The sequence below is a fragment of the Cognatishimia sp. F0-27 genome (assembly GCF_020667845.1).
GTDB lineage: Bacteria > Pseudomonadota > Alphaproteobacteria > Rhodobacterales > Rhodobacteraceae > JAFMPQ01.
Genome location: NZ_JAFMPQ010000001.1, coordinates 128,538 through 148,140 on the forward strand (window position 1 = coordinate 128,538; position 19,603 = coordinate 148,140).

At 62.3% G+C, this 19,603-nt stretch carries 19 protein-coding genes; 8 read left to right on the plus strand and 11 right to left on the minus strand.

The window, feature by feature from the left end; all coding sequences use genetic code 11:
- Positions 1-6 precede the first annotated feature (6 nt).
- The 3 genes from atpA to J1C49_RS00665 form a co-directional block, all read right to left on the minus strand.
- Complete coding sequence (atpA, locus tag J1C49_RS00655) at positions 7-1,545, minus strand: F0F1 ATP synthase subunit alpha (RefSeq protein ID WP_227443823.1); 1,539 nt, start codon at positions 1,543-1,545, stop codon at positions 7-9.
- Positions 1,546-2,112 (minus strand): F0F1 ATP synthase subunit delta, encoded by a 567-nt coding sequence (locus tag J1C49_RS00660; protein WP_227443824.1) that lies wholly within the window; start codon positions 2,110-2,112, stop codon positions 1,546-1,548.
- 410 nt (positions 2,113-2,522) lie between these two features.
- Positions 2,523-3,278 carry a class I SAM-dependent methyltransferase gene (locus tag J1C49_RS00665; protein ID WP_227443825.1) on the minus strand — a complete coding sequence of 252 codons (756 nt, stop codon included), beginning with the start codon at positions 3,276-3,278 and terminating at the stop codon, positions 2,523-2,525.
- 56 nt (positions 3,279-3,334) lie between these two features.
- Here J1C49_RS00665 and gloB point away from each other — a divergent pair, with 56 nt between their 5' ends.
- From gloB to J1C49_RS00700, 7 genes are all read left to right on the plus strand, one after another.
- The gene (gloB, locus tag J1C49_RS00670) at positions 3,335-4,117 is read left to right on the plus strand and encodes a hydroxyacylglutathione hydrolase (protein ID WP_370639354.1); all 783 of its coding nucleotides are present in this window, start codon (positions 3,335-3,337) and stop codon (positions 4,115-4,117) included.
- Positions 4,118-4,269: 152 nt separating this feature from the next.
- A complete protein-coding gene (gene clpA, locus J1C49_RS00675) occupies positions 4,270-6,600 on the plus strand; it encodes an ATP-dependent Clp protease ATP-binding subunit ClpA (RefSeq protein WP_227443827.1) in 2,331 nt (776 codons plus the stop codon).
- Positions 6,597-7,685: a M23 family metallopeptidase gene (locus tag J1C49_RS00680; RefSeq protein WP_227443828.1), complete on the plus strand. Its 1,089-nt coding sequence runs from the start codon at positions 6,597-6,599 to the stop codon at positions 7,683-7,685. The genes clpA and J1C49_RS00680 overlap by 4 nt, the downstream gene beginning before the upstream one ends.
- A gap of 119 nt (positions 7,686-7,804) precedes the next feature.
- Positions 7,805-9,109, plus strand: a complete 1,305-nt coding sequence (locus J1C49_RS00685) for a DUF898 domain-containing protein (protein ID WP_227443829.1) — start codon at positions 7,805-7,807, stop codon at positions 9,107-9,109.
- The gene (locus tag J1C49_RS00690) at positions 9,106-10,197 is read left to right on the plus strand and encodes a M48 family metallopeptidase (RefSeq protein WP_227443830.1); all 1,092 of its coding nucleotides are present in this window, start codon (positions 9,106-9,108) and stop codon (positions 10,195-10,197) included. The genes J1C49_RS00685 and J1C49_RS00690 overlap by 4 nt, the downstream gene beginning before the upstream one ends.
- 172 nt (positions 10,198-10,369) lie before the next feature.
- Positions 10,370-11,128, plus strand: coding sequence for an electron transfer flavoprotein subunit beta/FixA family protein (locus J1C49_RS00695; RefSeq protein WP_227443831.1), 759 nt, complete (start codon positions 10,370-10,372; stop codon positions 11,126-11,128).
- Complete coding sequence (locus tag J1C49_RS00700) at positions 11,128-12,054, plus strand: electron transfer flavoprotein subunit alpha/FixB family protein (protein ID WP_227443832.1); 927 nt, start codon at positions 11,128-11,130, stop codon at positions 12,052-12,054. The genes J1C49_RS00695 and J1C49_RS00700 overlap by 1 nt, the downstream gene beginning before the upstream one ends.
- A gap of 97 nt (positions 12,055-12,151) precedes the next feature.
- On the opposite strand, the gene J1C49_RS00705 is transcribed toward J1C49_RS00700, so the two are convergent.
- Positions 12,152-13,006, minus strand: coding sequence for a DUF6473 family protein (locus tag J1C49_RS00705; RefSeq protein ID WP_227443833.1), 855 nt, complete (start codon positions 13,004-13,006; stop codon positions 12,152-12,154).
- 158 nt (positions 13,007-13,164) lie between these two features.
- Here J1C49_RS00705 and J1C49_RS00710 point away from each other — a divergent pair, with 158 nt between their 5' ends.
- Positions 13,165-14,040 (plus strand): 3-hydroxybutyryl-CoA dehydrogenase, encoded by an 876-nt coding sequence (locus J1C49_RS00710; protein ID WP_227443834.1) that lies wholly within the window; start codon positions 13,165-13,167, stop codon positions 14,038-14,040.
- A 42-nt stretch (positions 14,041-14,082) separates the two neighbouring features.
- Here J1C49_RS00710 and J1C49_RS00715 read toward each other — a convergent pair whose 3' ends face one another.
- The 7 genes from J1C49_RS00715 to J1C49_RS00745 all read right to left on the minus strand — a co-directional run bounded on the left by J1C49_RS00715 (position 14,083) and on the right by J1C49_RS00745 (position 19,556).
- A complete protein-coding gene (locus J1C49_RS00715; protein WP_227443835.1) occupies positions 14,083-14,961 on the minus strand; it encodes a lysophospholipid acyltransferase family protein in 879 nt (292 codons plus the stop codon).
- Between the two features lie 51 nt (positions 14,962-15,012).
- A complete protein-coding gene (locus J1C49_RS00720; protein WP_227443836.1) occupies positions 15,013-15,291 on the minus strand; it encodes an HPr family phosphocarrier protein in 279 nt (92 codons plus the stop codon).
- A gap of 61 nt (positions 15,292-15,352) precedes the next feature.
- Positions 15,353-15,751, minus strand: a complete 399-nt coding sequence (locus J1C49_RS00725; RefSeq protein WP_227443837.1) for a PTS fructose transporter subunit IIA — start codon at positions 15,749-15,751, stop codon at positions 15,353-15,355.
- Positions 15,748-16,668 (minus strand): RNase adapter RapZ, encoded by a 921-nt coding sequence (gene rapZ, locus J1C49_RS00730; protein WP_227443838.1) that lies wholly within the window; start codon positions 16,666-16,668, stop codon positions 15,748-15,750. The genes J1C49_RS00725 and rapZ overlap by 4 nt, the downstream gene beginning before the upstream one ends.
- Before the next feature lie 2 nt (positions 16,669-16,670).
- Complete coding sequence (locus tag J1C49_RS00735) at positions 16,671-17,123, minus strand: HPr kinase/phosphorylase (RefSeq protein WP_227443839.1); 453 nt, start codon at positions 17,121-17,123, stop codon at positions 16,671-16,673.
- 3 nt (positions 17,124-17,126) lie between these two features.
- Complete coding sequence (locus J1C49_RS00740; RefSeq protein ID WP_227443840.1) at positions 17,127-18,851, minus strand: sensor histidine kinase; 1,725 nt, start codon at positions 18,849-18,851, stop codon at positions 17,127-17,129.
- Between the two features lie 3 nt (positions 18,852-18,854).
- A complete protein-coding gene (locus tag J1C49_RS00745; RefSeq protein ID WP_227443841.1) occupies positions 18,855-19,556 on the minus strand; it encodes a response regulator transcription factor in 702 nt (233 codons plus the stop codon).
- Positions 19,557-19,603: the final 47 nt, after the last annotated feature.

Here is a 19,603-nt window from a genome sequence, read left to right on the forward strand (position 1 = left end):
ACCTCCTTAAGAGAAGTCTGCGGCGAATTCGTCAATCGCGGCCTTCAGCTTGTCGGCGGCGTCACCCTTGATCTTGGGATCTTCGTTGGTGATCCAGTCGAGGATATCCTGACGCTTGCCACGCATGTGGTTCAGCAGACCGTCTTCGAATTCCTTGACGCGGTTCACCGGCAGGTTGTCGAGGTAACCGTTGGTGCCGGCAAAGATCATGCAGACGATTTCCGAGTTGGTGAGCGGCGAATACTGCGGCTGCTTCATCATCTCGGTCAGACGCGCACCCCGGTTCAGCAAGCGCTGGGTCGAGGCGTCGAGGTCGGAGCCGAACTGGGCAAAGGCCGCCATCTCGCGATACTGGGCGAGGGACAGTTTCACCGGACCGGCAACCGAAGACATCGCCTTGGTCTGAGCCGAGGAGCCAACGCGGGACACCGACAGACCGGTGTTCACAGCGGGGCGGATGCCCTGGAAGAACAGTTCGGTCTCGAGGAAGATCTGGCCGTCGGTGATCGAGATCACGTTGGTCGGAATAAACGCCGACACGTCGCCGCCCTGGGTTTCGATGATCGGCAGCGCCGTCAGCGAACCGCCACCATTGTCTTCGTTGAGCTTCGCAGAACGCTCGAGCAGGCGCGAGTGGAGGTAGAAAACGTCACCCGGATACGCTTCGCGGCCCGGCGGACGGCGGAGCAGCAGGGACATCTGGCGATAGGCCACGGCTTGTTTGGAGAGGTCATCATAGATGATCAGCGCGTGACGGCCATTGTCACGGAAATGCTCGGCCATCGCGGTCGCGGCATAGGGTGCGAGGAACTGCATCGGCGCCGGGTCGGAGGCGGTTGCCGCCACGACGATCGAGTATTCGATTGCGCCGGTTTCTTCGAGCTTCTTCACCAGCTGCGCCACGGTGGAGCGCTTCTGGCCGATCGCAACATAGACGCAGTAGAGCTTCTTGCTCTCGTCGTCGCCCGCGGCGTCGTTGTAGGACTTCTGGTTCAGGATCGCGTCGAGCGCCACGGCAGTCTTGCCGGTCTGACGGTCACCAATGATCAGCTCCCGCTGGCCACGGCCGATCGGGATCATCGCGTCCACAGCCTTGAGACCGGTCGCCATCGGCTCATGCACCGATTTACGCGGGATGATGCCCGGCGCCTTCACGTCCGCAACGCGGCGTTCGGAAGTTTCGATCGGGCCCTTGCCGTCAAGCGGGTTGCCAAGACCGTCCACAACGCGACCAAGCAGAGCGTCGCCCGCGGGCACGTCCACGATCGCGTTGGTGCGCTTGACGGTGTCGCCTTCCTTGATGTCCCGGTCAGAGCCGAAGATCACGACGCCGACATTGTCGGTTTCGAGGTTCAGCGCCATGCCCTGGATGCCGCCGGGGAACTCGACCATCTCACCGGCCTGAATGTTGTCGAGGCCGTAGACGCGCGCGATGCCGTCACCAACGGAGAGCACGCGGCCCACCTCGGCAACTTCGGCTTCCTGCCCGAAGTTCTTGATCTGGTCCTTCAGGATCGCAGAAATCTCTGCTGCTTGGATACCCATTTATCCGACCTCTTTCATTGCATTCTGGAGGGAGTTGAGCTTCGCGCGGATCGACGTGTCGATCATCTTGGAGCCCACCTTGACAACAAGACCGCCGATGAGGCTCTCATCAACGGTCGCTTTGATCTTGACGTCCTTGCCCACGGAGGCCTTGAGCGTCTCGGAAAGTTTCTTCTGCTGCGCCGCGCTGAGCGCTGTGGCGGAGGCCACTTCTGCGGTCACCTCGCCTTTTTCTTCCGCGATCATCTCGCGCAGACCCGCGATCATGTGCGGCACAACGAACAGCCGGCGTTTCTGGGCCATCAGGCGCAGCGCGTTCTGCATCGCGGGAAGCAGGCCCATCTTGGCGGCCACGGCACCGATTGCGGCTTCCTGGGCGTCCCGCCCGTAGACCGGCGATCCGATCAGGTCCCGAAGGTCAGCGCTGTCCGAAAGAGCGGCTGAGAGATCGTCCAGATTGCCTTCGAGCGTGGAGAGGTCACCCCCCTCCTTCGCGATTTCGAAGACGGCGGAGGCATAGCGATCGGCAATGCCGGAGGAAATCGAGGCTGATTCAGACACGTCCACCCTTCCGATATATGACCCCCGTGACGCGCCGGAGAAGCACCGGGCATCCGAGGGTCTGGTCCCATCCCGCAAGGTGCGCGGGACACAAAAGTCGCGGCGGATGTAGCAGAGCCTTTTCGCACCCGCAACATGGTAACGTCGAAAGTCGTAGAGCCCAAACCCCTTGTTTTCGGGGCTTTGTCTCTGAGTGCGACTTTGTGCGCGCCCCAGTTTGGCAAAAAACACCAGCACGAGGCACCGCTTAGACGAGTCGCCCCGCCGCAGCGCGGCAGTATCGCGGGCGTCACGCCTCCCCGGATTCTTTTCGTCGGAAAGAGACACCGGCCGCATCGCCGGGCTCATCCGACGCGACGCAGGCACGACACGACGCCCTTGAGAATCATCGCCCCGGTCAGACTGCGTGCCCGAATTCAGACCGGTTTGGCGCTTTTTGCGGGTTTCGGGCTGAGCACGTCCAGCGGGTTGAGGACCCGCGCCGCCTCTCCGACGCCGCGGCGCCGCGGCGGATGCCTCTTGGAGGCGATCACCATCATCACCCCACCGGCCATGATGGCCGGGATTGCGCGGCCGGTCTGCTCCCAGAAGCCCGCGGTTTTCATCCAGAAGCGACGCGTCGACGGGGGTTGATACAAGACGGAAACATGGTCCTCCGGAACAAAATCATGCCGCTTGAGCTGGGTTTCGAGCTGGGACAGCGAATAGGGTCGCCCGTATCCGAAGGGCGTGGCGTCTGACCGCGCCCAGAGCCCAGATCGGTTTGGCAGGATGAAGAGCGCCTGCCCACCCGGCCCCAACACGCGGTAGCATTCGTCGAGCAAGGCCGAAGGCTGCTCGGAGGTTTCCAATCCATGCATCAGAACGAGCCGATCCACGTGGCCGGTTTCCAGAGGCCATTGGGTTTCTTCGCTGAGCACCGAAACATTGGACAGACCGGGCGGCCACGGCATCACCCCCTGCGGAGCGGGCATCAACGCGATGACCCGCCGCGACGCCTGAAGATAGGGGCGCAGCAAGGGCGCGGCAAATCCGTAGCCCACCACCGTGCGCCCCTTGGCCTTCTCTGCCGGCCAGAAGGCGGTCATCTGGTCCCGGATCACCTTCTGCGCCGCGCGACCCAGCGCGCTGCGGTAGTAGAAATCGCGAAGGGATCCGACATCGAGATGCATTGCGGACGGGCCCGGTATGGGGTTGACTGCGGGTATCCTGACAAAGCCTGCGAGGAATGACCATGCCTTCCGAGACCCAATCGCTCGACATCGTGACCGTTCCCTGTCTGTCGGACAATTATGCCTATCTGGTCAACGGTCCCGATGGCGTGGCGCTGATCGACGCGCCGGAAGCCGGTCCGATTGTCGACGCGCTCGAGTCGCGCGGCTGGTCTCTCGGGGTGATTATGCTCACGCATCATCACCATGACCACACGGGCGCCGTGGCGGAACTGCGTGAGAAATATGACTGCCCAGTCATGGGACCGCGGGCCGAGGAAGCGAAACTCCCGCCTCTGTCCATGGCACTGGACCCCGGCTTTTCGGGCGGTAGCGGCGCGGGACATTGCGACGTGATCGCCGTGCCTGGCCACACGCTGGGTCATATCGCGTTCCATTACCCGAAGGCCGGCGCGGTGTTTACCGCTGATAGCCTCATGGCGCTTGGCTGCGGACGGATTTTCGAAGGCACGCCCGACATGATGTGGGAGAGCCTTTCCAAATTGGCCGCACTCCCGCCTGAAACGATGGTTTATTCCGGGCATGAATACACCAAGGCCAACGCCGCGTTTGCGCTCACTATTGAACCGGACAACCCGCGCCTTATCTCTCGGGTAACCGCGGTCGATGCGGCCCGGGCCGATGGGCGGCCCACGGCGCAGGTTCCCCTGTCCGAAGAATTGCACACCAACCCGTTCCTGCGCGCCGGTGTTCCCGGCGTGAAGCGCAGCCTCGGCATGGAAACCGCCACAGACGCAGAGGTTTTCGCCGAGATCCGAGGCCGCAAGGACCGGTTCTGATCAAAAGCGCATCGCGGGGCTGCGGCACACCGTCAATGTGAACGCGAATTGTTCAGAAAAAACTTGAAGCCGGGGGATAATCGACCAAACTTTAATACTATGAGGCAATGCTGATCCTCGCGGATCCGCCCAGACAGGAAGGAGCACGGCCAGTGCCTTCATTCTCGAACACACTAGAGCAAGCGATTCACGCAGCTTTGGCGCTCGCAAATTCCCGCAGCCACGAGTTTGCGACGCTCGAACATCTCCTGCTGGCGCTGATTGACGAACCCGATGCACAGCGCGTGATGAAAGCCTGTAGCGTCGATACGGAAGAGCTCCGCACAACGCTGGTGGAATTCATTGACGAGGATCTGTCCAACCTCGTCACCGATATCGAAGGGTCCGAAGCGGTTCCGACCGCTGCCTTCCAACGCGTGATCCAGCGCGCCGCAATCCATGTGCAGTCTTCGGGCCGCACGGAGGTCACGGGTGCAAACGTGCTCGTTGCCATTTTTGCCGAGCGCGAGAGCAACGCGGCCTATTTCCTTCAGGAACAGGACATGACCCGCTACGACGCGGTCAACTTCATCGCTCATGGTGTGGCCAAGAACCCGGCCTATGGCGAAAGCCGCCCGGTTCAGGGCGCGTCGGAGGATGACGAACCGCAGGAGCAGGCGGAGCAGGCCTCCTCCGGGTCGGACAAGGAATCCGCGCTGGCGAAATACTGTGTCGATCTGAACGCGAAATCGCGGGAAGGCGATATTGACCCGCTGATCGGTCGCGACTCCGAAGTGGAGCGTTGCATTCAGGTGCTCTGCCGCCGTCGCAAGAACAACCCGCTTCTGGTGGGGGATCCCGGCGTGGGCAAAACGGCAATCGCCGAAGGTCTTGCGCGCAAGATCGTAGCGGGCGAGACGCCCGAGGTCCTGTCGGAAACCACGATCTATTCGCTCGACATGGGTGCGCTGCTGGCTGGCACACGGTATCGCGGTGACTTCGAAGAGCGGCTCAAGGCGGTTGTGCAAGAGCTTGAAGAGCATCCCGACGCCGTTCTCTTCATTGACGAAATCCACACCGTGATCGGCGCGGGCGCCACCTCCGGCGGGGCGATGGATGCATCGAACCTGCTCAAGCCCGCCCTTCAGGGCGGCAAGCTCCGGACCATGGGTTCCACCACCTACAAGGAATTCCGCCAGCATTTCGAAAAGGATCGGGCCCTGTCCCGGCGCTTCCAGAAGATCGACGTGAACGAGCCTTCGGTCGAGGACACGATCAAGATCCTCAAGGGGCTCAAGCCGTATTTCGAGGATCACCACTCGGTCAAATACACTGCCGATGCGGTCAAGACGGCCGTGGAACTGTCCGCGCGCTACATCAATGACCGCAAATTGCCTGACAAGGCGATCGACGTCATCGACGAAGCCGGCGCGGCACAGCACCTTGTTGCGGCGTCAAAGCGGCGCAAGTCCATTGGCACCAAGGAGATCGAGGCCGTCGTGGCCAAGATCGCACGCATCCCGCCCAAGAACGTGTCCAAGGACGATGCCGAAGTGCTCAAGGATCTGGAGGCAACGCTCAAGCGCGTGGTCTTCGGGCAGGACGATGCCATCGTGGCGTTGAGCTCGGCGATCAAGCTGGCGCGCGCCGGGCTGCGCGAACCGGAGAAGCCCATCGGCAACTATCTCTTCGCCGGGCCGACCGGTGTCGGCAAGACCGAGGTGGCCAAGCAATTGGCCGATAGCCTCGGGGTCGAATTGCTGCGCTTCGATATGTCCGAATATATGGAGAAGCACGCGGTCAGCCGGCTGATCGGTGCGCCCCCGGGCTATGTGGGCTTCGATCAGGGTGGTCAGCTCACCGATGGCGTCGATCAGCACCCGCATTGTGTGCTGCTTCTCGACGAGATCGAGAAGGCGCACCCGGATGTCTACAACATCCTGCTTCAGGTCATGGATCACGGCACGCTGACCGATCATAACGGCAGGACGGTGGATTTCCGCAATGTGATCCTGATCATGACCTCCAATGCCGGCGCTGCGGATATGGCCAAGGCGGCAATCGGCTTTGGCCGCGATCGCCGCGAGGGCGAGGACACCGCCGCGATCGAGCGGACGTTCACACCCGAATTCCGCAACCGGCTCGATGCTGTGATCAGCTTCCAGCCGCTGCCGAAATCGGTGATCCTGCAGGTGGTCGAGAAGTTCGTGCTTCAGCTTGAGGCGCAGCTCATGGATCGCAACGTGACCATCGAACTGACCAAGCCCGCCGCCGAATGGCTTGCGGACCGTGGTTACGACGAGAAAATGGGCGCCCGCCCGCTGGGTCGCGTGATCCAGGAGCACATCAAGAAACCGCTCGCGGAGGAGCTTCTCTTCGGCAAGCTGGCCAAAGGGGGTGTCGTGAAAGTGGCCGTGAAGGATGGCAAGCTCGAACTGAAGCTCGACGGGCCGGACAGCCCGCGGCTGGGGTCCAAGAAGCCGCCGCTTCTGACCGCCGAGTGACCACAAGTTCTCCCACTGAACGCAGCAGCGCCCCTCGGGCGCTGTTTGCATGTTCGACCCATGCGTTGCGGTTTCGCATCCCGCGGAGATTGCGCAACTGCCTGAAATCCGTCGGTGCAGGCAGTGTCGCGGCACTGGCGGGCGCTCTCTCAGCGCAGGCAGACCCTTTCCTGCATTGGCCGGTCGACTGCGTCCCCGGGCAAACCTGCGTTATCGAGGACTATGTCGATATCGACCCCGGGCCCGGCTCCCTCGACTATCGCTGTGGTCTGAAAACCCGCGACGGTCATAGCGGAACGGACATCTCCGTGGTCACCTTCGAGGCCATGGACTCCGGTGTCGCGGTGCTTGCCGCCGCTGGCGGACGCGTCGAAGCCGTGCGGGACGGCATGGCCGACCAGGCCGCAACCGCAGAAACCCGCGCGGATATCGCCGGACGGGAATGCGGCAACGCCGTGCGCATCCGGCACGCCAACGGGTATCAGACGCTTTATTGCCACCTGAAGAACGGATCCGTCGCCGTGGCACCCGGCCAGACGGTCGAGGCCCGCGCGCCCATCGCAGCCGTCGGGTTGAGCGGGCTGACCAACAACCCGCACCTGCACCTGACGGTGATCGACCCGGGCGGGCAGACGATTTCCCCCTTTGATCCGCAGGCGCAGGCAGAGACCTGCGCCGCTCCGGGGGCGGCGACGGTGCCAGAAAGCCTCTGGATTGATCCCCGCCCTTACACCCGCACCGGGTATTTTACCGCGGGCTTTTCCGACGCAGTGCCGGAATTCAACGCCGTGCGCGACGGGTCCGCCCGTCGGACCGAGATCGCCCGCACCGATGCGATGGTGCTCTATGTCTATGCGTTCGAGCCAGAGGACGGTGACCGGATCGACTTCACGATCCTGCATGACGGCACGCCGATCTTCCGTGACACAAGCGTGCTCGACGCGCCCCGGGATCGGATCTTTCGCGCCAGCGGGCGCCGCGCGCCCCCTGAGGGCTGGCCTGCTGGCGCGTATCGGGGATACGTTCTGCATTGGCGTAATGACAGGCTGATCGCCACACGGCACGCGGATGTCATCGTGCGCTAAGCGCTCGGCCGCAACTTGCCCCGGGCTCGCGCTTCCGGCATTGTCGCGGCATGCCTCCGGCGGCCTGCACCACGGCTCGGGGCGCCAGGATCACGACACGACCGTTCGGACATATTGGTTTGACCCAGGACACCCCTTCCGAAAACCTCCCCGGGCCATGGTCCCGAGCGCGCGGGTTGGATCACGAGGAAGCCGCTCCGCGTCCGGCCCCCGCGCCCGGTTTCGGAGAGCGTCTGACAGGTGATGATCCCGACGTTTTGCGCACCAGTTTCATCGGGCGGCGCCTTCGGCTGTTCTGGCTGGTGCTCAAATCCGGTTTCCTGACCGTCCTGACCCTCGGGATATACCGCTTCTGGATGAAAACCCGCATCCGTCGATGGTTCTGGTCCGCGATCCGTCCCGGCGGGCATCCCCTGGAATATGTCGGGGACCCGTTCGAAAAGCTGCTCGGATTTCTCTTCGCGGTTGTCATCCTCGCCTTTTACATCGGGATCGTGAACCTGCTCCTGATGTTTGTCAGCTTCGCCGTTCTGAACGGGAACGTGGCCGCCTACATTCTCAGTTTTGTTGGCGTCATTCCTCTATGGTTTTTCGCGCAATACCGCGCCCGGCGCTACGTTCTGGCGCGCACCCGCTGGCGTGGCCTGCGCTTCGGGCTGGAACCGGGCGCTTGGGGTTACGCGTTTCGGGCGCTTGGATACTGGGCGCTCACCCTCCTGTCCGGCGGCTTGCTCTGGCCGCTGATGACCTTCCGGCTGGAGCAATACAAATCCGACCGCACCTTTTTCGGCGCAGCGCGCCTGCGCCAGGGAGGCCGCTGGACAATGCTCTATGGCGCGATGAAACCGCTTTTTCTTGGCGCCGGCCTCGGTCTTGCAGCGGCGGGGATGATTGCGCTCGGCTTCGCTGGATGGGGATCGACCATCGCGCTCTGCGCGGGCCTGACGCTCTTTTACGGGCTGTTTCACTACCGCGTCGAAAGCCTCAAGCGCCTGACCGCGACCAAACGGCTCGCGGGCGCACGGCTTGAACTGCAGGCAAGACCGTGGCGGATCCTCTGGATTACCGTTTTTGGCTACGGTCTCACGGCGCTTGCCCTGCTTGTGCCCATGGTGGCCATCGGGATCGCGCTGTCGGCCATGCTCGGCGAGTCCGTGATGACCCTCTCGCCACAGGATCTCTCCTTGAACGATCTCGGCGGCGCGGTTCTGATCGCCCTCTCGCTCATGCTGTATTTCGGCGTCTTCCTGATGTGGTCCGCAGCAAGCCATGCGCTTGTGACCGTGCCGACGCTTCAGCATTACGCATCGGGGCTCGTGATCCGAGGCGCCGAAAGCCTGAATGGCGTCCATCAGCGCGCGCGCGACGCCCATACCGAGGCGGAGGGATTTGCCGACGCGCTGGATGTTGGGGCCTCGCTATGACCGGTTTCACCTCAGCCGGAGAGTTCCTCGACGGGCGCACCCCAACAGTGCGTCCATCTCAAGCCAGCCTCGACGCCGCCCGCGGCATGCTCATCATCGCCTGCGGAGACGACACCCATGAATGGCCGCTTGATCAAATCCGCGCGGTGCCGGATCAAGCCGGGCAGGACATCCTCGTGCTCCGGCGCGCCGACGATCCGGTCGAGCGGCTGATCCTTCCGGATCGCGCATTGCTGTCCTCTCTTCCGAAACCCTACAAGCGGGTGCGTGCGGTGGATGGATGGCGCATTCTGCGCTGGGCGAGCGCTGCGCTGTGCTCTGTCGCGCTCATCATTTTTGTGCTCGTGCCCGTGATGGCCGATCAGCTTGCGCGCTTCATTCCGCCCGAAGGCGAGCGTGCGCTTGGCGAAGTCACGTTGGAGCAAATCCGCGCCGCGCTCGATGAAACGGGCATGCGCCCGATCCCCGAATGCAGGCACCCGGAGGGGCGTGCGGTCCTCGATAGCATGATCGCCCGGCTCACGCGCAACAGCGACCCGCTTCCAGAGATCACCGTGCACGTGCTCGATCACGAGCTGGTCAACGCGTTCGCCTTGCCCGGTGGCCACGTGGTCCTGTTCGAAGGACTCATCGACACCGCTGAACGGCCCGAGGAGCTTGCCGCCGTGATCGCCCATGAGATCGGCCACGTGGTCAGCCGCGATCCAACCCGGCACGCGCTGCGCTCTGCGGGGTCGATCGGGGTTCTGGGGCTGATTTTTGGAGATTTTGCCGGCGGTGCACTGGTCCTGTTTCTCGCCGAAAGGCTGATTGACGCGCATTACAGCCAGGACGCCGAGGCGGCCGCCGATGCCTTTGCGCAAGAGATGCTGATCCGCGCCGAGGTGCGGCCCGATGCGCTTGCAGACATGTTCGAACGCTTCCGCGCGATGGGCGGCGACGCAGAGGGCATCGTGGCGCATTTCATGGCGCATCCCACGCTTGGTGACCGGATCGAAAACGCGCGTGGCGCAACCCCGCCGGGCTTTCCGGAAACACGCCTCATGAACGAGGATGACTGGCAGACGCTCAGGCGGATTTGCCGCTAAATGCGCCGCGCGATTTCCGATAGGCTGCCGAACCATGGAAAACGCGACGTCCTTTGGCGCTAACGTGACGATTTTGCCCTGTTTCCCTCACGAACGGCGCGCTAAGACCCATATCGAGGAATGATGCGCGCGCGTGTTGTCGCCCGTGCAAATCTAAGAGAGGACCACGCCGATGAAGGTACTTGTGCCCGTCAAACGTGTGATCGACTACAACGTGAAAGTCCGCGTGAAGGCGGATGGATCGGGTGTTGATCTCGCCAACGTCAAGATGTCGATGAACCCGTTCGACGAAATCGCCGTCGAAGAGGCCATCCGCCTCAAGGAAGCCGGCAAGGCCGACGAGATCGTGGCTGTTTCCATCGGGGTGAAGCAAAGCCAGGAAACCCTGCGCACCGCTCTGGCGATGGGGGCGGACCGTGCGATCCTCGTGATCGCGGCCGATGATGTGCACACCGATATCGAACCGCTCTCGGTTGCCAAGATCCTCGCCAAGATCGTCGAGGAAGAGCAGCCCGGCCTCGTGCTCTGCGGCAAGCAGTCCATCGACAATGACATGAACGCGACCGGCCAGATGGTCGCGGCGTTGCTTGGCTGGAGCCAGGCGATGTATGCCAACAATGTGGATATCGACGGAGACCACGCCGTTGTGACCCGCGAAGTCGATGGCGGCCTGCAAACCGTCAAGGTCAAGATGCCCACGGTCATCTCCACCGACCTTCGCCTCAACGAGCCGCGCTATGCGTCGCTGCCGAACATCATGAAGGCGAAGAAGAAGCCGCTCGATGAAAAGACGGCTGCCGATTACGGTGTCGATGTGGCGCCGCGCCTCGAAATCGTCAAAACCGAGGAACCACCCACCCGCGCAGCCGGCGAAATGGTTGGCTCCGTCGATGAGCTGGTGGCGAAACTGAAAGAAAAGGGAGTCGTCTGATGGCCGTTCTTCTGATTGCCGAAATCACCGATGGCACGCTGGCTGTGGACGCCACCGCCAAAGCCGCAAGCGCGGCGGCGCAGATCGGCGATGTCACCGTGTTGGCTGCTGGCGCAACCGCCAAGGCGGCGGGCGAAGAGGCCGCCAAGATCGCGGGCGTGTCGAAAGTGCTGATCGCCGAGCATGAGCTTTACGGCCATCGCCTCGCGGAGCCGGTTGCCGACCTGATCGTCTCGCTGGCCGGTGACTACAGCCATATCGTGGCCCCCGCGACAACCGACGCCAAGAACATCCTGCCCCGCGTGGCCGCGCTGCTGGATGTCATGATGATCACCGACGTCACCGCCGTGGTCGATGCGGATACGTTCGAGCGTCCGATCTATGCCGGTAACGCCATGCAGACGGTGAAATCCAGCGACAGCGTGAAGGTGATCACCGCGCGGACCTCCACCTTTGACGCCGCAGAGATGACCGGTTCGGCCGCAATCGAAGAGATCGGCGCCGCAGCCGACCCCGGCCTTTCCGAATGGGTCGAGGACAAGGTCGCCGAGAGCGACCGTCCCGAGTTGACCTCTGCGGGGATCGTGGTGTCCGGTGGCCGTGGTGTTGGCTCCGAAGAGGACTTCGCCATGATCGAGAAGCTCGCCGACAAGCTTGGCGCGGCTGTGGGTGCTTCCCGCGCGGCGGTCGATTCCGGTTTTGCGCCGAATGACTGGCAGGTCGGTCAGACCGGCAAGGTCGTCGCTCCGGAGCTTTACGTTGCCGTAGGCATTTCGGGGGCAATCCAGCATCTCGCCGGCATGAAGGACAGCAAGATCATTGTCGCGATCAACAAGGACGAAGAGGCCCCGATCTTTCAGGTGGCCGATTACGGGCTTGTGGCCGACCTTTTCGATGCCGTCCCGGAACTGACCGAGAAGCTCTGAACCACGCCTTGCGCATGCGCATTGAAACGGCCTGCCCCGCACGGAGCAGGCCGTTTTCGTTCGGGCAAGCGCGCTTGCCACAAACCCGCGTGAGTGCTCAGTCAGCGCCTCCCTTCTTCCATTGTGCCTGAAGGATGGCGCTTGTGACCGGCTCAAGGGCCTCCGTCACTTCCTCATGAGCGATGGGGCCAAGCACCTCTGCGGCCGCCGAGCTTTCGAACTCGTTGTAAATCATACCCTTCGTCCCGGCCTGAAGCGCGGCCTGCGACGCAGTGACCTCGACCAACCCGGCAACACGCGGCTTGAGACCATCCACCATGTCGCGCGTGATGAAAGGCGGCTCGTTGGGGGACACCCCGTTGGCGGCGGACGGGATATCGTGCCTGTCAAACCAAAGCAGGATGACGTCGCCCTTGAGAACAGACAGCATGGATTTCATGCGCGCTGTCCACGCCATGCGCAATTCCCGGACCACCTCGGAAAACCGCTCTGCAGACACCTCCTGCAGCGTGTTCAGCATGTGCCGAACAAAGTGAAACTCGGTGAAATCCACTTCCGGATAGAGCGCCTGCATCGGATCGGAGGCGCGCAGGAACCGGTCATTGCGGCGTGGATGCACCTGATAGTATCGGTTCGACATGGTATGCGCACCCATGATCTGAAGCACTTTCACATTGGCCTCGGAGGCGAGATCGAGAATTGAGGGCTCGTTGAGATAGAGGTCCACCCCGGCATTCACCGCACCAAGATTGACACAGGCCTTTGCGAGCCGTTTTTCGAGCAGTGCCGGAAACGGATCCTCAACGAAACGACCGTAGGTTTCCGTTCCACCGACAAATGCAAGATAGTCGCCATTGAGGTGCCGGCGTGGCCCGCGAAAGAGCACCCGGGAAGCACCATAGCGGCAAGGATAATATTCAAGCGCCGTACTGCGCCCTGCATGAAGCGTCATTGTTACCCACCATATTTGAATCCACCCGGGGACAGATTCGCGCAAAGGCGTTGCGGAATCGCTAAAGGGACAATGCGTCTATAAGTTTCCGGAACCGCCTTGCAGAGCCCGGTCCGGCGGGCCTATGTTTGCCGCGCGTGCAAGCTCTGGAGTGGGTCATGGAAATCGAAACGATTGGCGTTGTAGGCGCGGGGCAGATGGGCAATGGCATTGCGCATGTCATGGCCCTGTCAGGCTATTCCGTCCGCCTCAACGACATTGACCAAGCGGCGCTCGACAAGGCGGTGGCGCTCATCCAACGCAATCTCGACCGACAGGTCAGCCGCGAGAAGATCTCCGCCGAGGCGCGCGATGCCGCCATGGCCCGGATTTCGCCCACCCTGCATCTTGCAGAGGTGGCCCAGACCGATCTGGTGATCGAAGCCGCAACAGAGCGCGAAGAGATCAAGCACAAGATCTTCGAGGCGCTGGTGCCGGAGCTCAAGCCCGAGACCATCCTGACATCGAACACCTCGTCAATCTCGATCACCCGTCTTGCCTCCCGCACGGACCGCCCGGAGAAATTCATGGGGTTCCACTTCATGAACCCGGTTCCCGTGATGCAGCTTGTCGAGTTGATTCGCGGGATCGCCACCGATCAGCCGACATATGACGCCTGCCTTGCCGTGGTGAACAAGCTGGGCAAGACAGCGGCCAGTGCCGAGGATTTCCCGGCCTTCATCGTCAACCGGATCCTCATGCCGATGATCAACGAAGCGGTCTATACGCTCTATGAAGGCGTGGGGAATGTGCGCTCCATCGACCAATCCATGAAGCTTGGTGCAAACCATCCGATGGGCCCTCTGGAGCTTGCGGACTTCATCGGGCTCGACACCTGCCTGGCGATCATGAACGTGCTGCATGACGGGCTGGCCGATACAAAATACCGTCCCTGCCCCTTGCTGACGAAATATGTCGAGGCCGGATGGCTGGGCCGCAAGACCGAGCGCGGCTTCTACGATTATCGCGGTGAAGAGCCGGTGCCGACACGCTGAGAGTGTCCTCACACGCGCGGCGCCGCTCCCTGTCGTGCCGCCTCAGCGCTCCTTGAGGTTCAGGCATTTCTCGCGCAGCCATGTCACGAATTCGCGCTGGCCGCCGTCAAAGGCTTTGACCTCATCCGGGGTGATCGGCTCGCCAACCACCGGTTTTTGCGGCTTGTGAAAGGCATGCACCACTTCGTGGATCAAAAGACCCTGTCGCAGGGTCGCCGAAATCTGGTTCGCGATCTGGTAAAGGCGGGAATTCTGACCCGGGAAATAGATCGGCACCACCGTCGCGCCCGAGCGTTGGATCATCTTCGCGGTGAAGGGATTCCACGGTTTCTCGATCGCGGGGCCCCACCATGTTTCGCTCGCGGAAACGACGCCAGAGGGGAAAAGCACGATCACCCCGTTGTCCTTGAGGTGCCGCATGGCCCGGGCACGCATCTCGAGGCTTTGCTCGCGTGCATCGTCCTCGTGGGGGAAGGGCACCGGGATCATGAATTCCTCGATTTCGGAAACCCCGGTCAACAGCGAACGCGTCAGGATCTTGTAATCCTCGCGGACACGGCCAATGAGTTCCGCAAGCACCATCCCATCGACCAGACCGTGCGGATGGTTGGCCACGATGATGACAGGCCCCTTGGCCGGGATGCGTGCGATCTGCTCTTGCGGCGTGGTCAGGCGGATCCCCATGACGCCCAGCGCCTGCGACCAGAATTTCTGACCCTCGGCCGGGCCCATCCGCTCGAACTTGCGGACAACACGCAGCAACCAGATCTTGCCCGTCATCCACTCCATGGTGCGGATCACGGTGGCTTTCCAGGGGTTGGTGAAGGTCGTTGCGTAGCTGATCTTCCGCTTGTCATACGGAACGTCAGCCTTCGTTGGCTCCCGCTTGGCGGCGGGAATTGTGTAACTGCTTTCGACCATGCGCGCGCGTCTCGTCCCTGTCGACTCCCGTCGCGCCAACCCCGTGGATGGTCAGCACGCCTCCCCGAACCGGTCCGCAACGAGGGCATCCAGCGCATCGGCCAAGGCCTCCGCATCAGGACCGGAAGTCCTAACCTCAATAGAGGTTCCCTTGGCGGCTGCCAACATCAAAAGCCCCATGATACTGTCACCGGAGGCTGACATCCCGTCCCGCATGACTTCCGCGCTGGCGTCAAACCCTTCGACAACCTCGACAAATTTGGCTGAAGCGCGGGCATGAAGACCCTTTTCGTTGATGATCTGCAATTCGCGCGTCGTTGTCTCGGCCATGGTCTCACACTCCTTTTGCCACCCCTGCCAAGCCGCGTTGGCACGGTCGGGCAACCGGTTTTCAGCGCGTATCTTCGCTGACGATATGGCTGTCAATATATTTGCGTCCGGCGTCAAGCGCATTGCGGACCGCCTCCGCAACAGGCAGATCACGGCTCTTGGCAAGCTTGAGCAACAAAGGAAGGTTCGCCCCATAGACGATGCGCCGGTCGGCAAGCTTGCAGGCGTTGATCGACAGGTTCGAGGGCGACCCACCGTAAAGATCGGTCACAACCACCACGCCGTCACCGGTATCGACCGCATCGGCGGCGGCTTCGATCTCGGATTGCTTGTCGCTGCGGTCACAATCCGCCTCGATGGAAATCGCGCGCATGGCTTGCTGCGTTCCGATCACATGTTCGACCGCAGCCACATATTCCTGCGCCAACCGACCATGGGCAACAATGACGATCCCAATCACGCACCGGTCCTTTTCATGCGCCCTGCATCCAGCCCCGGAACCCCTCTGCGTTCCAGTTCCCGATGCCGCATCGAGGTTGTCCAGCCATCCTTGGCCAGCGTGTCGGCAACCGCCTCGGTCAGGGCGACCGACCGGTGCTGCCCTCCGGTGCAGCCGAAGCCGATCGACAAATGGGCCTTGCCCTCTTTCACCGCTTCCGGCAGCAAGAAGCGAATGAGATCCAGAACGCGGGTCAGGAAGGGCTCGTAGCGGTCGTCCTCCGCGATGTAGCGGGCGACCCGGGTTTCCAGACCGGTGGCGCTGCGCAAGCTCGGCTCCCAATGCGGGTTGCGCAGGAACCGCACGTCGAAAACCATGTCGAGACCTTGCGGCAAGCCACGTTTGTAAGAAAACGAGTGTAGCGACAGGGCGAGCCGTTCCCCGGTGTCCGTGGCAAACCATGTCTCAAGCGCGCTGCGCAATTCGTGAACCGTGAGTGCTGTGGTATCGATCAGGATATCGGCGCGCGCCCGGACATCCTCTAGCAGCACCTTCTCGCGCGCGATGCCCGCAACCGGCGTTTCATCGGGCGCAAGCGGATGCCTCCGCCGCGTCTCCGAATAGCGCTGTGACAACACCGCCTCGTCGCAATCGAGATAGAGCAGATCGGGAACCCATCCCGGTCGTTCCGCCAGCGCCGCATGCAATTCGAGCAAACCTTCGCCGCTGAAATCGCGGTTCCGCACATCGAGGCCAAGTGCCAGAGGTCGCCGCGTCAGGTCGGACCCGTCCACGAGGCGCGGGATCAAGCTCAACGGGATGTTGTCGATGGCTTCGTAGCCGAGATCCTCCAACACGTTGATCGCCGTGGCACGCCCCGCACCGGACGGCCCCGTTACGAGCACGAGTCGCTTGGTCTCTTTACTGTCTAGGTCCATGCTCAATCCTTCCGCCCATACGACAGATAGTGCAAGAGCGCTGCTGCAAAATGCTGCGATGCGGAATTGTGCAACAAAGGGCGCGCAATGCCCAGAGCGGATTGGCTGCGCAGGGGCGGCAAACGGTCGGTTTCCATGCGGTCGAGATCGAGGAACGCGGCAACTGGCGCGGTTTCGATGATCGGCGCCGACAGCACACCCAGCCCGCGCGCTTCGATCAGACCGGCGATGGGAGGCGGGCATCGGGCGATGAGGTCCGTCCCGTCGCGATCAATGATGGTGCGGTCATCGGCCACAAGCCGCGCGCCAAGCGCCATGAGCGCAAGGGCAAGGCTCGATTTGCCACTGCCGGAGCGTCCCTGGATCACGAGCGCCCGCCAGCCGGACTGTCCGGGTCGCAAATCCGGCGCCGCAACCGTGCTCGCGTGGAGCGTGACCGACGCCGCGTCCTGCATGGTTCAGATGGGCAGGCCCACGACAAACCGCGCGCCCAGCGGCTCCGACGTCACATCGGCCTCCGTTGGGCGGATGTTTTCCGCCCAGATCACGCCGCCATGCGCCTCGACGATCTGTTTCGAAATGGCGAGACCGAGACCGGAATTGTTGCCGAAATCCTGACTCGGGCGCGAGGTATAGAACCGTTTGAAGATTTTCTGGAGCGCTTCCTCGGGAATGCCGGGGCCAGTATCCTCAACCACAACCAGAACGCGGTTTTCCCGCCGGCGGGTCCAGACGCGGATTGCATCGCCATCCTCACAAAAGCTGATCGCGTTGGTGATCAGATTGACAAAAACCTGTGCGAGCCGCGGTTCCAGACCATTGATCGTGATCGGTCGCGAGGGCAGATCCGTGATGAACTCGATGCCTTTGGTGCGGGCATCCTGCCCGAGAAACTCCGTGATGTTGGTCACCATGTCGATGAGGTTGAACTTCTGCTCTTCCTCCTTGACCAATTCGCTGTCGAGCCGGGATGCGTTGGAGATGTCGCTGACCAGCCGATCGAGCCGGCGCACGTCATGTTCGATCACTTCAAGCAGCTTTGTCCGGTGCTCTTCCTTGCGCACCATGCGCAGCGACCCCACGGCGGATCGCATCGACGCCAGCGGGTTCTTGATTTCATGCGCCACATCGGCCGCGAACTGCTCGTTGCTGTCGATGCGATCATAAAGCGCGCTGACCATGCCGCGCAACGCGCCGGACAACCGGCCAATCTCGTCGGGGCGCGCGGTCAGGTCGGGGATGCGGATCCGGCCCGGCGCAACGTGCCGGCGGTTGCGGTCGCGCCCGATCTCCGCCGCATCGGCCAGATCCGAAATCGGATTGGCGATGGTGGAGGCCAGCACCAGGCTCAACCCGATGGACACCAGCGTTGCGATCACGAACATCTGCAGGACGCGTTCTCGTTCCGCGGCAACCGCCGCGTCGATTTCTTCGGCGGTCGATGTAACCGCAACCGTTCCAAGGATACGGTCGCCCTGCTGGATCGGCGAAAGCGCATGAAAGAGCGTCTTGCCATCCGCGTCGGCCCCGGCCTCGACACGGGTCTGCACCGGGTCTCCGGCTTCGATCATCCGCCGCAGACGATCTTCGAGGATCATCGCCTCGCCTTCGTCGAAACGATCGAACAAGCCTGCGACCCCGTCCCAAACGGTGCCGATGAAATCCGAAATCAGCGTCGGGCGCTCCTCCTCGCTCACCACCGGGCGGATCGGATCGATCTCGCCCGTCGCTTCTCCGAGCAGGAAACCGGCCGTGTCGAAAATCATGAGGGTCGCGCCAGCGCGCAGGTCGATGCCGTCAAGCGTGTCGGACACGTCGATGCCGTCGCCCGTGCCAAGGTTGGCCGGCGCGGCCAGCGGCAATTGCGCCTCGAACACATCCGCGATCAGCTCCACCTCGGATTGCAGCGTATTCACGCGCTGGACGGCCAGAGTGTCCCGGGATGAGTTCAGCCAGAGGATCCCCGCGGCGAGCACGTTGAGCGCCACGAGGTTGAACGTGATGATCTTCCGCGTCAGCGGCGAACGATTGAGCGAAAAGAGGCCGCGCCGCGCGCGGCTGTCGCGCAGCTCCTGCTCGACGGTGCTGTCCGGTGCGATCCAGTCATCGCCCAGAACCACATCGCCGTCGTCCCGATTGTTCGCCTGATCACCGTTTGCCGGGATCCGCTCCGCGAGGGCCATGTTCTACTCTTCGTTGTACCGGTACCCGATACCATACAATGTTTCGATCGCGGAAAATTCCTCGTCAACCGAACGCATCTTCTTGCGCAGACGCTTGATGTGGCTGTCGATCGTGCGGTCGTCCACATAGACCTGATCGTCATAGGCCACATCCATGAGCTGGTCGCGCGACTTCACAAAACCCGGTCTCTGGGCCAGCGCCTGCAGCAGCAGGAACTCCGTCACCGTCAGCGACACGTCCTTGCCCTTCCAGCTCACCGCGTGGCGCAGCGGGTCCATCGACAGCGAGCCGCGCACCATCAGCTTGGCTTCTTCCACATCGCCGGCAGCGTCGCCTGCCACCGCTTCCTGACGCCGCAGGAGCGCGCGGATACGCTCGACCAGAAGCCGTTGGGAAAACGGCTTTTTCACGTAATCATCCGCCCCCATCCGAAGGCCGAGAACCTCATCGATCTCATCGTCCTTGGAGGTGAGGAAGATCACCGGCATCTTCGATTTCTGGCGCACCCGCTGGAGCAGGTCCATGCCGTCCATCCGCGGCATCTTGATATCGAAGACGGCCATGTCGGGCATGCGCTTGTTGAACGCGTCGAGCGCTGCCTGACCGTCATTATAGGTCTCGACCTCGAAACCCTCCGCCTCGAGAGTCATCGAAACCGATGTCAGGATATTCCTGTCATCGTCCACTAGGGCGATCTTGGACATTTTACTGATCCTTATACTGCTCTGGTTGCCTGAATTTTTTCGCCACT